17 protein-coding genes are annotated in these 12,042 nt (G+C 44.2%); 16 read left to right on the top strand and 1 reads right to left on the bottom strand.

Annotation, left to right across the window (positions count from 1 at the left end):
* The first annotated feature begins 56 nt into the window (after window positions 1-56).
* The 8 genes from H2O73_RS00810 (at window position 57) to H2O73_RS22245 (ending at window position 4,913) form a co-directional block, all read left to right on the top strand.
* On the top strand, window positions 57-269 hold the full coding sequence (locus H2O73_RS00810; RefSeq protein WP_005595400.1) for a hypothetical protein: 213 nt from the start codon (window positions 57-59) through the stop codon (window positions 267-269).
* Between the two features lie 111 nt (window positions 270-380).
* On the top strand, window positions 381-923 hold the full coding sequence (locus H2O73_RS00805; protein ID WP_182105573.1) for a phage regulatory CII family protein: 543 nt from the start codon (window positions 381-383) through the stop codon (window positions 921-923).
* A gap of 12 nt (window positions 924-935) precedes the next feature.
* Window positions 936-1,157, top strand: coding sequence for a hypothetical protein (locus H2O73_RS00800; protein ID WP_182105571.1), 222 nt, complete (start codon window positions 936-938; stop codon window positions 1,155-1,157).
* Window positions 1,145-1,372, top strand: a complete 228-nt coding sequence (locus tag H2O73_RS00795; protein ID WP_182105569.1) for a hypothetical protein — start codon at window positions 1,145-1,147, stop codon at window positions 1,370-1,372. Before H2O73_RS00800 ends, H2O73_RS00795 begins: the two co-directional genes overlap by 13 nt.
* Window positions 1,373-1,606: 234 nt before the next feature.
* Window positions 1,607-3,487, top strand: coding sequence for a replication endonuclease (locus H2O73_RS00790; RefSeq protein ID WP_182105567.1), 1,881 nt, complete (start codon window positions 1,607-1,609; stop codon window positions 3,485-3,487).
* Between the two features lie 49 nt (window positions 3,488-3,536).
* Window positions 3,537-3,803: a hypothetical protein gene (locus H2O73_RS00785; protein WP_182105565.1), complete on the top strand. Its 267-nt coding sequence runs from the start codon at window positions 3,537-3,539 to the stop codon at window positions 3,801-3,803.
* Window positions 3,804-3,851: 48 nt separating this feature from the next.
* On the top strand, window positions 3,852-4,118 hold the full coding sequence (locus H2O73_RS00780) for an Ogr/Delta-like zinc finger protein (RefSeq protein ID WP_182105563.1): 267 nt from the start codon (window positions 3,852-3,854) through the stop codon (window positions 4,116-4,118).
* A 564-nt stretch (window positions 4,119-4,682) separates the two neighbouring features.
* Window positions 4,683-4,913: an ogr/Delta-like zinc finger family protein gene (locus H2O73_RS22245; RefSeq protein WP_368737139.1), complete on the top strand. Its 231-nt coding sequence runs from the start codon at window positions 4,683-4,685 to the stop codon at window positions 4,911-4,913.
* Between the two features lie 36 nt (window positions 4,914-4,949).
* On the opposite strand, the gene H2O73_RS00770 is transcribed toward H2O73_RS22245, so the two are convergent.
* On the bottom strand, window positions 4,950-5,432 hold the full coding sequence (locus H2O73_RS00770) for a hypothetical protein (RefSeq protein ID WP_182105561.1): 483 nt from the start codon (window positions 5,430-5,432) through the stop codon (window positions 4,950-4,952).
* Between the two features lie 358 nt (window positions 5,433-5,790).
* On the opposite strand from H2O73_RS00770, the gene H2O73_RS00765 reads away from it, so the two are divergent.
* Genes H2O73_RS00765 through H2O73_RS00730 form a run of 8 tightly spaced genes read left to right on the top strand, consistent with a single transcriptional unit; the run spans window position 5,791 to window position 11,972 of the window.
* A complete protein-coding gene (locus H2O73_RS00765) occupies window positions 5,791-6,978 on the top strand; it encodes a DNA circularization N-terminal domain-containing protein (RefSeq protein ID WP_182105559.1) in 1,188 nt (395 codons plus the stop codon).
* Window positions 6,978-7,916 carry a phage tail protein gene (locus tag H2O73_RS00760; protein ID WP_182105557.1) on the top strand — a complete coding sequence of 313 codons (939 nt, stop codon included), beginning with the start codon at window positions 6,978-6,980 and terminating at the stop codon, window positions 7,914-7,916. Before H2O73_RS00765 ends, H2O73_RS00760 begins: the two co-directional genes overlap by 1 nt.
* Entirely contained in the window at window positions 7,909-8,406 is a 498-nt protein-coding gene (locus H2O73_RS00755) for a phage baseplate assembly protein domain-containing protein (RefSeq protein WP_182105555.1), read from the top strand. Before H2O73_RS00760 ends, H2O73_RS00755 begins: the two co-directional genes overlap by 8 nt.
* The gene (locus H2O73_RS00750; protein ID WP_182105553.1) at window positions 8,403-8,789 is read left to right on the top strand and encodes a phage GP46 family protein; all 387 of its coding nucleotides are present in this window, start codon (window positions 8,403-8,405) and stop codon (window positions 8,787-8,789) included. The genes H2O73_RS00755 and H2O73_RS00750 overlap by 4 nt, the downstream gene beginning before the upstream one ends.
* Window positions 8,786-9,841, top strand: a complete 1,056-nt coding sequence (locus H2O73_RS00745; protein ID WP_182105551.1) for a baseplate J/gp47 family protein — start codon at window positions 8,786-8,788, stop codon at window positions 9,839-9,841. The genes H2O73_RS00750 and H2O73_RS00745 overlap by 4 nt, the downstream gene beginning before the upstream one ends.
* Window positions 9,823-10,353, top strand: a complete 531-nt coding sequence (locus tag H2O73_RS00740; RefSeq protein WP_182105549.1) for a hypothetical protein — start codon at window positions 9,823-9,825, stop codon at window positions 10,351-10,353. Before H2O73_RS00745 ends, H2O73_RS00740 begins: the two co-directional genes overlap by 19 nt.
* The gene (locus H2O73_RS00735) at window positions 10,350-11,498 is read left to right on the top strand and encodes a hypothetical protein (protein WP_182105547.1); all 1,149 of its coding nucleotides are present in this window, start codon (window positions 10,350-10,352) and stop codon (window positions 11,496-11,498) included. The genes H2O73_RS00740 and H2O73_RS00735 overlap by 4 nt, the downstream gene beginning before the upstream one ends.
* The gene (locus H2O73_RS00730; protein WP_182105545.1) at window positions 11,499-11,972 is read left to right on the top strand and encodes a hypothetical protein; all 474 of its coding nucleotides are present in this window, start codon (window positions 11,499-11,501) and stop codon (window positions 11,970-11,972) included. It abuts the gene before it with no gap.
* Window positions 11,973-12,042 lie beyond the last annotated feature (70 nt).

Below are 12,042 nucleotides of genomic sequence, written 5' to 3'. Positions count from 1 at the left end.
GAGCGGCAACTCTAACGTCCGAAGTTAAACAATCAATGACTTAACAGGATATCACTATGCTCTCATATCAAGTAGTCCTAAATACGCCTTTCATGACGTACGACCAATACTCTCAATTCTCCGGTATGCCTAAGCGAACCATTATCGACTGGGTATCCGACGGTCGTTTACCTATCAAACGCAAATCAAAACCAAAAGAAACACCGATGATCAACATGGTTGCTTTGCTAGAGCTAGCAACACGAGAAACGATGGAAAGAATGGGATAGGTCATGTGCTTATCTTCCTTGATTCCAACTAAAGAGCATTGTCCGTTGTGGCTCAATGTCGTGGGTTGGGGTTTCGTTTTCGTACCGTTTGTATGCATTTGAGTATTAGCTATGGAAGAAAATGGCTCAATGTGCGAATTGCGCACTCACAAACAGGTTCAATACAACGCTGTTTGTAGCGACTTCGCTCTTAACCACAACATGGAAAAGTTGGCGTCTCGAATTGGGATTAAAAGCGGCACCATGTTGAGAAACAAACTCAACCCTGAGCAGCCGCACAAGCTAGACCCAGTAGATCTGGCGCTTCTGTGCAAAGAGTCAGGTGACTTCACCATCTTGAATACGCTTATGGCTGATCTTGGTGTGGTGACCGTGCCAATCCCCGATTCTAAAGAAGACAAAAACTTCTTAGAGCGAGTGCTATTTAACTCGGTTCTGTCGGGTGAGATTTCTCAAGACGCCTTAGACATGCATTCAACAAAGCGGCTTCCTCGCTCGGTAAAACGAAAAACCCTAGCAAGGGCTCAATCTGCCTTGGGCAATCTAGTTTTGCTCATTAACGATTTAGAACGCCGAACAACAGGTATTCAGCCCCTCATGCAAATGGGCTCTGACTTCTTCGCCAACGGCGCACCTATTCCTGGTCTGACTTAAAGGATATTCAATATGAAAAACGTAGTTAGCATTCAAATCAACACACTTGATGAAGCGCTTCATCTTCAGAACCTTGCCACCATCAATATTGGCAAATACCAAGAGAACCAAATTGCGGGGCAAGTGCATTTGCAGAGCTCACTCATTCGTCTGTGGCGTGATGTACATAAGCAAGCCGGCGAAGTGGTCTCAACCTTTACGAAAGAAGCGGAGAAAAGCGAATGCAATATGTAGCAATCCGTTTGTTTGGTGATGGCGCCATGAAGCGCCACAAAGAAACGTTAGAGCCTGAGACAACAGCTATTGGTGATTTCGATACGATGAGCGAAGCCATTGATCAAGCATGCCACCAATTAAGCTGCAATCACATTTGCCATGGTGTTTTGAGTGAAGGAGCAGGCAAGGGTGGTTTCTTAGTGATAGACATGCAGGAGTTAGCCCAAGTATGACAACGCAAATAAGTTATGAACCCTGCCATTTACCGTGCCCCGATATGCGGCATCACTCGCTAACTCAAGAAGACAAAGATCGTGGTTTGGTTTGGATTAAAAAGGTGAGGGCAGAGCTTGAATCAAAACGAGTTCAAAACGAAACCGAACGCGAACGCCGAAACCGAAGATGGCGAATGAAGCTGAGAGAAAAGTCCCTTCGCCTCCCTGACCGAGTAGTAAGACGAAACCAGAATGAAACAGCACTATATTAATTTGAAGAATCCGCTAAACAGGCTCCCTAGCAACATTCACAGGGAGCTTGTTGCGTATCTCGAAAATCATAAAAACACCTCTCAGCTTTCATTTGTTGATGGTGAGTGGGTTCATGATGGCAAGCTCACCCCTCGTGAAAAGGTTTTTGAGTTTGCTTCGACAACGGCAAATAAACTTAAGCTGCCATTCGATATTCGAAACTATATCGACAAAGCTGCCGCAAGTCGTTTGCGTAAATATGGCTTTAAACGTGCCATTGAATTTATAGAGAAAAGAAGCAGTGCAGCTGCAGCTGCGTTCTCGGTTCTGCCAGAAGCGTGGTGGAGAGTTGATAACGAAATGAAGCGAGCTAAGCTAGCTGTTGAGATGACAGGACGGTGCGGAAATAGAGTCCGTATCGCTGCTGAGAAAGGTTTCTCACCTATTGAATCATTAGGGTTTATTAATGAGTTCACAGGTGCATCTTTGTGGCTACCTCAGTTCACTTATGTTGAGGACGACATGCAGGCGTTTTCTGTGGTTGTTCGCCTTATGGATGAAAGCTACTGGCGCCGTGCTATTGATCGTATCGTTGTGGCGGTGTTTGAAAATGCTCGCCGTGCTGCAGGTATGGTTTCACCGCATAGCTCTCCTTATGCCTCGATTTCTGCATGTGAGTGGATGACCACTCGTCAAGATAGGCAGCGCGAATGGATTGAGCTAATGGCGATTGAATCTGAAAATGGTGACGTTCTTGATCTAAAAACAGTGATTGATGCATCGCAAAGTAACCCGGCTAATCGTCGACATGAGCTGATGACTCGTATTGCCGGTTGCCAAGAATACGCAGAAAGTAATAACCACGTAGCGCTCTTCATTACTATGACAGCACCAAGTCGTTTTCACCGTTTGCGTCAGCACGGTAAGTATTGGGTTGAGAACGGCAATTTTAATGGTGCTACACCGCGTGATGCTCATGCTTGGTTGAGTAAGTCTTGGGGCTTGTTTAGAGCCTGGGCTGACTACCGAACTTTAACTTATTATGGAATGCGAGTCGTTGAACCCCATCAAGATGGCACGCCACACTGGCATGCTGTTTTCTTCATGCCTTTAGAACACGTCAAAGCTTTCATTGCTGGGTTGCAGAAGTATCAATTTAGAGAAACGTCAGATTTGTATTTTCCTAATGGCGAACCAAAAACCAAAGCAATGAAAGCGCGCTTTGATGTTAAGCCTATAGATAAAACTGAAGGCGGGGCAGTTGCTTACCTTGCTAAGTACATTTCCAAAAACGTCGATGGTCATCAGTTAGACGGCTTGTCTGATTTAGATAATAAACGCGCCAAGTTGCAAGAGACTGTTAAGAACGTGACGGCTTGGTCACGCACGTTTTGCTTCCGCCAATTTCAATTTCAGAAAACGCCACCCGTGACAGTGTGGCGCGAACTTCGACGCATCCAGGAAGAACAAGAATATTGCCAATTTGAAAAAGCGCGCCGTGCTGCTGATGCCGGTTTCTTTTCTGCCTATATGGATTATATGGGTGGTCACCGGTTACCAGCTTCTAGGCGCCCGATTAAGTTGCTCAAGAAAGAACGTGAGAATAAATACGGTGAAATTGTGACTGCTATTGATGGTCTTGAGGGATCAGGTTTGATTGTGTTTACACGCGAAACCGAATGGAAGCTTGTCAAAAAAGACTCCGACTTGTCGGAGGCTCAAAAAGGGAGCGGGAGCGACCGCCCTTGGTCTAGTGGCAATAACTGTAGAATTCCACCCAATAGCCAAAAAACAGTAGATAAATTCTTCTTAGAAATGGAGTTAGACCGGGGTAATCCTGAGTGGGAAGAGTTCATTAAGGGGTGTAGTTCACCTTTGTAGATAGATATCTCAGATATCGATATCAAGAGAATACGAGCTAGAAACCTGTATGGATATACAGTATATTTTCATTGTTCATGGTAAGGGTATTGATATGGCAGAGAAAAACCAGCTTTTTCAGCAAGCTCTAGAGCTGATTATTGAAGGTATTGCGCTAAACACCACTGGTGAGAACCGTGCTCAAGTTGGCGTTTATCTAATGGGATTAGTCATCGCTGATAACCAGGGAAAACTGGATGCGGAAAAGGTAGAGGCGATTCAGTCCATCATTGAGATGGCAGCTGAAACAGATAGTCCAATGTTTAAGATGTCTTAGCCTCAGCACTAGGGGCTTGGACTCACATTATGTTTGAGGAAGAGTCGAATGTTGATTACTTGCCCTAAGTGCGAAAGCAAATCTCGAATCGCTACATCAAGAGCGATGACCAAAGAAACACGTGAAGCCTACTGCCAGTGTTTAAACCTAAACTGTGGAGCGGTGTTTGTAACCTATACCTCTGTTCACCGAATCATTGAACCAAACGGCGATAAACCAAACCCAGAGTTGCAACCCGAATTGTGTAAGGGCGACCTCAGCCAAATGGATTTTTTTCAGACAGCAGCGGAGCATTTTGATCCATTAACTAAATAAGGCTGTTTGATTCAATGTGTGGTTAGATGTTCCTTATCTTATTAGTTGAAAAATGGATAAAAATTTTTCTACTCCAAGTGAGTGTACTAATAATGTAAAAGCTAATAATCTCAGCGTCTTACCTACATCGGTAACTAAGACTGATGTCAAGTAAACTTTACCAGTTTGATATTTTGCAGCTTCCACAAGATGGTTATCAGATTCTTTGTATCGATTATGCATACCTAATCCTCTTGGGTGTGCTTTTAAGCCAGTAAGCTCACCGGATAGATCAAGTACGAAAAATAATATGATTAATGGTCGAAGACTGGCACTTCGATTCCCTAGAAAGGGTAGCGGTTAATGAGCCAGCGAGTGGCGTGTATTGGTGAGCCAGCGAGTGGCGTGTATTAGTGTGCCAACAAGTGGCTTGTATTGGTGTTCCGAACTAGCGGCTCGGATGTATAGTGAGAGAGTTATACAGTTGGGATGACTTGTCAATTGAAATCGTGCTCAAATTATGAACAAGAGATTTGCATCGCATTTTGTTTGAAAGAAGAATCAAGTTTTGATTGCTTGCCCTAAGTGCGAAAGCGAATCTTGAATCGCTACATCAAGAGTGATGACCAAAAAACACGTGAAGCCTATTGCCAGTGTTTAAACCTAAATTGTGGAACTGTGTTTGTAACCTATACGCCTGTTCACCGCATTATCGAGCTAAATGGCGAAGAAGCAAGTCCAGAACTGCAGCCGGAACTAAGCAAGGACGATATTGTTCAGATTGAAATGCTTAACGCTGAGATAAGATCAGTATAGAGCTCAGATTTTAGCTCTATACTAGTTATTCTTAATTTATAAGTTTTCAACCTTTGCGATGGAATCTAAATAAAATGAGAGTTGTTTGTACCAGCTAGAGCGCTTATCTACACCAAACTTGGCTACTAAAAGGAAAATAGCAAATATGATAAAAAAACTTAGCAATAGAATTGGTCGGTCCTTATCAAAATATATGGATAAGATTGTAAATGCGGTCACAGCAATACCAAATATTGCTATCATGGCGTTGAACATAAAAGACCAAGCGTCCATTATCGTATACTTTTGCTTCAAAATGAGAACCCAGCATTCAGCGTTCGCTTTCTGATCGGAGTATTCAGTTCCGAGAGAATCTTTAATCGCTTTACGAAAGACATCCTGCTTATTGAATTCGTCTTCCATCAACTTTTTTATTTTATCCTCTTTACCTCGTACTTCGTTCCAAAATGTTATGAATTTGTGGTTGTCTGAACTCCAATTCTCCATACTTGTCTTGGTTAAAAATTTTGAAAAAGTCACGTGATTCCCTCATGAGATATATGCAATTGTTTTTATTATGCATATTTCAATTTCGATTGCCATTTGTTGTATTAACAAATCTAAGGGATCAGATTTGCAATAAAAACGCACAAAAACGATCTCGAAGGATCTCTAAATCCCTATTCTAAAACAGCCCTTGATTCAGTTCCCATAAGGGCTGTGGTCAAATATCCCTACCAAATTTAAATACACCTTTGGATGCGCGAAATTGTAGTGCTGAATTTTGGTGCGGAGGGAGGGGTGAGCCGACGCGAGCCCGAGAGCCTATACCCGCCACTTAAATTTCTAATCCTGCCAATTACGCCATTCTTCACCGTCACGAAGAGATTTTTATCTGATGTGGGAACGACAATACGAGCACGGTCGATGGAATGGGCATAAGCTCAATATCCTTTCTACTGCCATTGATGGTGGCAAGCGCCTGCACGTAAGTGAAATCCCATACGCAGATTTGCCGCACATTAAAGTGATGGGTAGCAAGGCAAGGAATGTAAATCTTGAGGTTATCTTTGTTGGTGCCACTTCCCTGGCTGATTCCAATGCATGTATCAGTAACTTGGAAGAGTCACCAGAAGGAGAGCTTGAGCACCCATGGCTTGGTGAGTTACCACTCGTTTATGAAACCTTCTCGCAGAGCATTAGCACCAAGCGCGGCGTGGTGGTTTTAAGTCTAACGTTTTTACGTGCCGGTGTTACGCCAACTATTGCGGCGCCCACTGTTGTTCGCTCTAAAGAACAAGCCAGTATCGTGGAACAACTTTCAGCTAAATCATTCAGCCTAGACGTGCAAGCAATGGACGTTGCGAGCATCAATCAAACTCAAAGCGACTTTAGCCAGGCATTGAATGTGCTGGTCGATATCACTAGCCGACTCAACCTGGCTGATGATTCACTGCAAAGCATCAACCATGCAATCAATGAAGCGTTCTCGGCAGTCAGCAGCCTGAGTAATCAACCTGAAGAGTTCGCCAACTTATTCAGCAGCGCCGTGGATTCGGTTTCTGATGGTGTTCAATCCGAGCCCAGCTCTGCAAGTGAGGCGGTCGATAATTCACGTAATGCTCAAACATTGTTGTTAGGGCAAGTGAAGGACAAACCAACCTCGAACCACCACAACGTTCAAATGGTCACTGCGGCGGTGAAAGTGAGTAAGGATATTACCGAGCTGGAGAAGGAAGAGCGTTTTGATGTCACCACAACAACCAAACAGCCTGCCATTATCCAAAGTGATTTAGCTGCTTTGGTGAATGGTGTTGATGAGCGCATTAATGATGTGACCAGTGTTTCTACCATGGAAAGCATGGCGCTATTTGATTCCCTGGTCGTGTTGAAAAGCAATGTGCAAAAGCAGCATGACAAAGTGGTTGCGGGAAGAACGCCGCACCGAACGTTGCAAGCACCACGCTTTAAGCCTGCGCTAGTCGTTGCTCATGATGAGTACACAAAAGAAAAAGTGGTGACAGCGATTAACACACTCCAGCACCCTTTATTCATGCGTGGTGACATTGCCGTGAGGGATGCCTAATGCAAAAGCTAACTATGCTAATTAGCGGTAACCCGTATCCTTTCTATCAAGCTGATCTGAAATACTCGGTAGAGCAATTGGCGCACACCTTTAGCTGCAAAATTCCACCGATGAGAATAGAAAGCCCATTGCCCGTTGAATTTCGACTGGATGAAAGAGTCATTCTTACTGGGCAAGTTGATCAGGTCGATAGCGGCACGGCAACCAGTGCCAAAGAGCTCACCATTACCGGGCGTTCAAGAAGTGCCAACATGATTGATTCTCGCATCACTATGGATGCGTTGTATGACCAAAACGTTGAGAAGCTGCTTCGTTCTTTAGCCAAACCCTTTGGGCTGAGCGTGAAAAGCCTAGTGGGCTCGATGCCGCTCATCCCTGAGTTTCAAATCAATGCAGAGTCACCGGTTGAAAACGTCGCTCAAGTGATCCGAGAGCAAGGCTTTATGTTGATTGAGAGAAACGGCGTGTTAACCATCGAAAATACCGCTCATGCCACGGTGCATGGGATTGGGTTATCAACCGACAGTAACGTTGAATCACTCGATATCACCCGCACGTTCAATAAGCAGTTTCATCACATTGAAGTGCAAGGTGCTTGGGATGATGCCAGCGCAACTATCAAGATGCCTGGCATTAACAAAGCCAGAACGATGGTGATCATCTGCGACCAATTGCAAAGTGCCGAGGCTTGTTTGTCTCGAGCTCAGTATGAGCGTGATCTTGCTATCGCTGAGAGCTTAACGGTATCAACCAATATCTCTGACATATTCCAAGAGCTTGCCATTGATGGATTAAACCGAGTAATTCGAGTCAGCGATAAAGAGCAGGGCTTCAATGAAATGCTGGTGATTAAAGCTTTAGGTCTATCGGTATCTGAAAGCTCTGCCAGTACCTCTGTTGAGTTGTTTCGCCCGTTTAAGGAGCAAAGCTATGCGTAAAGAGATGCTGCAAAGGCTCATGGCTCGAATCAAAAACGTGATTGGTACGGGAACGGTGACAGGTGCAACAACGAGCGTTCTGCAAATCAAAACCGCAACAGGGCGAACCAACGATCGAATTAAGCGCGTGCATAACTACGGCTTTATGAGTCGCCCTTTGGTTGGTGCGAAAACCTATAACCTCTTTCTTGGCGGCGTGACGGCGCGTGGTTTTACCGTCAACGTTGAAGATGAGCGCTATCAAATCGATTTAGAGCCGGGTGAAGTCGCCATACTCGACAACAAGGGCAATCTCGTTCACTTCACCGAGGAAGGCATCAAAATCAAGGCACCTAGCAAAATTGAGTTTGATACGCCTTTAGCGAAGTTCACTGGTGATGTAGATATCACAGGAAGAGCAACGGGTGGCTCTGGTGAGTTCGGCGGCATTGTCGTTGAAACTCATAAGCACCCATGTAATTGCGGATTGTCGAAGGAGCCAGTCAATTGAAACACTTTAAGTTAAACGCTTTGACATCGCCAATTAGCCAAAAAGACGGCATGACACACGCGGTACTCCAGAGCATTTATAACCACGGCGAGTCAACTCAAAACGACCGTTCACGCATGAGCAAGAATGAGCGTGGCGGCACTTGGAGTAATGATCTCTTATCCATCGTTGGTTCACGAGATTGGACGCTAAAACGAGAAAAGCTCACCGAGCAAACCTTGAGCCTGGCTAAACGGTTTTACGAAGAAGCATTGAGTTGGTTAATCAAGAAGGGATACGCCAAGTCCATCGAGGTTTCTGTGTGGGAGGAAAAGCCCAACCAAATGGGGCGTTCGGTCACCATCACATTGGTCGATGGCGAAAAATTTAAGGTACCGCTATGAGCACGCAACGCAGCCTACAAGAGTTAATCGATCGCGCGAAATCCACCTTGATTGCGAAAACAGGTCAAAACACCCCTGCAATCGATGCGATTGCTTGTGCCATTGCGGGCGTGAGTTACGGGCAGTATGGATATCAAGATTTGCTGTTTCGAGAGCTTCACCCTGAAACGTGCTCAGAGTCTTGGCTTTATCTTCATGCTAACCGGCACAAAACACCGAGGTTGCTGCCAACCTTTGCAACGGGTCCCGTTGAGTTTGAACAGCTGGGTGGCGTGGTCGTTATTCCAAAAGGCAGATTACTCACTGATAACGCTGGTAATGAGTATGAAACCATCAAAGAACAATACAGCAATGTTCCGGTCGGCGTGGTGGCGCTTGCTTCTGGTACCTCAAGTAATTTGCCAGTGGGCAGCCTATTAAAACTCGCTGAAGGGTTAAATGGGATTAATCCAAATAACGTGCGAAGCCTTGGTGTTGAAGGTGGCGCCGACATTGAAGCATTAGATCATTGGCGAGCTCGCGTTATCGTCGCTTTTGAAAAGAATGAATTAGTCGGCAAGGCAGAAGACTACCACGCCTGGGCAGTATCGGCTCACGCCGATGTGGACTTTGCTTGGACATTAGATAACACACCGGAACGTGGGATGGTTGAAGTTTATATTGGGTCACGACAAAGCAATCCAGCACTAACGAATGAAGTGATTAACCTAGTTCAAGAAACCTTTGAAAACAATCGTCTGGCTGGGTGTCACCCTCGAGCTTTGTTGCCTGAGCAAGTCCCGTTCGCTGTGGAGATTCAAGGCATAGAAGACCAATCTGTCCGTGATGACGTGCGTATTGCATTAGACACACTGATTAAAAACAAGATGGGTAAAGTTCATAAGGTCGATAGTAATACTCGCGTTCCTGAGTCCATTACGCCAACTGAAATCGTGCTCACTATCTCAGCCGTGACGAGCAACTTTATCGTTCGTCATCCAATTGAAGAAGTGATCATCAACAAAAATCAAATTCATGTATTGGGAGCTATCACGTGGACACCTCCGACTTAATCATTGAATACAGCGAGGGTGATTTTGCTGATGCGATAAGGGTTCTGCTACCCAAAGGGGAGTATTGGCAAGAAGTCGATAACCCAGAGCTAACCAATACCATTAAGGGCATGGCGGTAGACTTTAAAGTCACGCATGACGAAATTGAGCTTTCATTGCTGACTGAGTTTCGTGAGCAGTCGTTTGGATGGCAGCTCAGTGACTATCAAGCTCTACTCAATGAAATTGGCAGTGTCGGCAAAGTGTATGACGACGTTACAGCCCCAAACCTAATCAAAGTGGATTTGTTCTCATACGACAACGACAAGGCTTATGCCGTCTTTGAAGAAAAACGGTTGCCACATACAGAGTTTGCGTGGATTTATCCGCTTGATGGCAACACCGAGTTTCACCAGAACACGGCGTTAATCATGGCGCCAACGTTGAGTTCAACTCTTGAGCTCAACGCCACCGTCCCACTAATTTGCTCAACTGCCATTAGCTGGCAATTAGAGATAGGAGAAATTGCATGAGTGCATTACAAGCTATCCCAACGCCGCACGGGATAGAGATTTTAAATAGTGAGCTGAAAAATACGGTTACCCAGTATCGGCTTATTGGCGCGTTAACCCATGATGCCGCAAGCGATGCTTTGCATTCGTTTCACACAGCGACGATAGAAACCAGCTATTACGATGAGAATGGCGTGCTCACGTTTATCTTGAATCTACCTATCGAAACGCATTTTGATGAATACCTGCATCGAATTGATGTGCTCGATAGCCAGAACCAAGCAGTTATTGAATGCCCAACGCCCAAGATCGCATTAGCCAAAGGCATTGGCGGTATTGTCACACTCAAAGCCGCAATTTCTGGTCAAGCCGGTGATGTGGTGTTTAAGCATGGGGAGTATGTAACGGAGACAGAACTATTTGAACTGTACATGTCACCACTAGAAAATAAAATAAAGAATATCCCTATTTATCCCGAAGTATTGAATAGTGAAAATCGCTTAAACGTTGCTTTGAACGATACAAAGCTGACTATCGGAGATAATCAAAAAATTCGTTTTTATGGTTGGCTTGATGTTGACTTAGATAAGTGGTCGAGCGCTATTAGCGAGTTCGTTGCAGAACCCGAAAAGACTTACCATTTGAGGTTTGAATTAGGTGTTGGCTTTAACCTGTTTGACTTATCAAGTTTGTCTTACAACCCAGACCAGTTACTTCAAACAGACACATCGTTTGATAGTACATACAGCAATGCACTATTAGCCATAGTTCAAAATGGAATGATAATAACTTTAACTAATGCACCTCAATATTTATTGCATGGCGTAAATAGCTCGTACATGGGTGCTAAGTACTATATAGATGTGCCAATTACATTAAATTGGTCGGTGACACCTAGATACGTACATCCAGCGGTCAACGGTTGGGCAGAAGATAATAAAGACGCTTGGCAGCGTGTTTTTGCGGCTATCAAGAGTCAAGATAGGCAAAGTATCGTGGCTAGATTTTCAGGTGCAGAAACAAATATATATGCAACAACAGGTGGTTCGCCAGTAATTACTGAAACGAGTAATCAATACATATCAATTATTGGAGGGGTGAATACCAACCAAGGTATGGCTTATCTCGAAAATTCTATTTCATATACAATCTTAGCAGGTGTCTAAATGAAAGCTATTATTGAACAAGATTTAGTTATATCTCTGGGTGACTTAGGAGATATTGATGTTCCTTCACATTTACTGACATTGCCAGTGGAAAATCTAAGATACAACGGTCAAGAGTTGATTAATGCATCCATTATATCGACTTTTTACATATGTCCATCTGGTCTTAAACATGTTGTTCGTCATAATGCTGAATGGCAAAGATTAGATTGTACATTTAATGAAATATTAATTAAGGATGACACTGGTTGGCGAGCTCAAAATGAGCACGATGTATACCAACACCAGCTACTAGTAATTGACGGTGCTAGGCGAAATCTATATCGAGAAGTAAGTGATCCGCTTTATATGGAAAGCTACCGAAAAAAAGAAAACGGTGAATTCGAAGAAGCGGCAATATTTAAGTCTCAGGCTGATGCGGCGGTTCAGCAAATTCAAATTAAGAACCCGTTCCCAACACCACCAATAAACTAAACCTGCACCAACTAAGCCCAGCTTTCACGCTGGGTTTTCTACATCTATCAAATAGAATTCGCACAAATAT

The sequence above is a fragment of the Vibrio marinisediminis genome (assembly GCF_014050145.1).
In the GTDB taxonomy this organism is placed as follows: Bacteria; Pseudomonadota; Gammaproteobacteria; order Enterobacterales; family Vibrionaceae; genus Vibrio; species Vibrio marinisediminis.
Note: the sequence above shows the minus strand (reverse complement) of the source record. Positions and strands in the feature narration are given on the sequence as shown.

What these genes read in the sequence shown, in the direction of transcription:
- H2O73_RS00790 (WP_182105567.1), top strand. Translation starts at nt 1,607, where the DNA reads ATGAAACAGCACTATATTAATTTGAAGAATCCGCTAAACAGGCTCCCT.
- H2O73_RS00795 (WP_182105569.1), top strand. Translation starts at nt 1,145, where the DNA reads ATGCAATATGTAGCAATCCGTTTGTTTGGTGATGGCGCCATGAAGCGC.
- H2O73_RS00785 (WP_182105565.1), top strand. Translation starts at nt 3,537, where the DNA reads ATGGATATACAGTATATTTTCATTGTTCATGGTAAGGGTATTGATATG.
- H2O73_RS00810 (WP_005595400.1), top strand. Translation starts at nt 57, where the DNA reads ATGCTCTCATATCAAGTAGTCCTAAATACGCCTTTCATGACGTACGAC.
- H2O73_RS00780 (WP_182105563.1), top strand. Translation starts at nt 3,852, where the DNA reads ATGTTGATTACTTGCCCTAAGTGCGAAAGCAAATCTCGAATCGCTACA.
- H2O73_RS00765 (WP_182105559.1), top strand. Translation starts at nt 5,791, where the DNA reads ATGTGGGAACGACAATACGAGCACGGTCGATGGAATGGGCATAAGCTC.
- H2O73_RS00805 (WP_182105573.1), top strand. Translation starts at nt 381, where the DNA reads ATGGAAGAAAATGGCTCAATGTGCGAATTGCGCACTCACAAACAGGTT.
- H2O73_RS00745 (WP_182105551.1), top strand. Translation starts at nt 8,786, where the DNA reads ATGAGCACGCAACGCAGCCTACAAGAGTTAATCGATCGCGCGAAATCC.
- H2O73_RS00735 (WP_182105547.1), top strand. Translation starts at nt 10,350, where the DNA reads ATGAGTGCATTACAAGCTATCCCAACGCCGCACGGGATAGAGATTTTA.
- H2O73_RS00800 (WP_182105571.1), top strand. Translation starts at nt 936, where the DNA reads ATGAAAAACGTAGTTAGCATTCAAATCAACACACTTGATGAAGCGCTT.
- H2O73_RS00760 (WP_182105557.1), top strand. Translation starts at nt 6,978, where the DNA reads ATGCAAAAGCTAACTATGCTAATTAGCGGTAACCCGTATCCTTTCTAT.
- H2O73_RS00730 (WP_182105545.1), top strand. Translation starts at nt 11,499, where the DNA reads ATGAAAGCTATTATTGAACAAGATTTAGTTATATCTCTGGGTGACTTA.
- H2O73_RS00755 (WP_182105555.1), top strand. Translation starts at nt 7,909, where the DNA reads ATGCGTAAAGAGATGCTGCAAAGGCTCATGGCTCGAATCAAAAACGTG.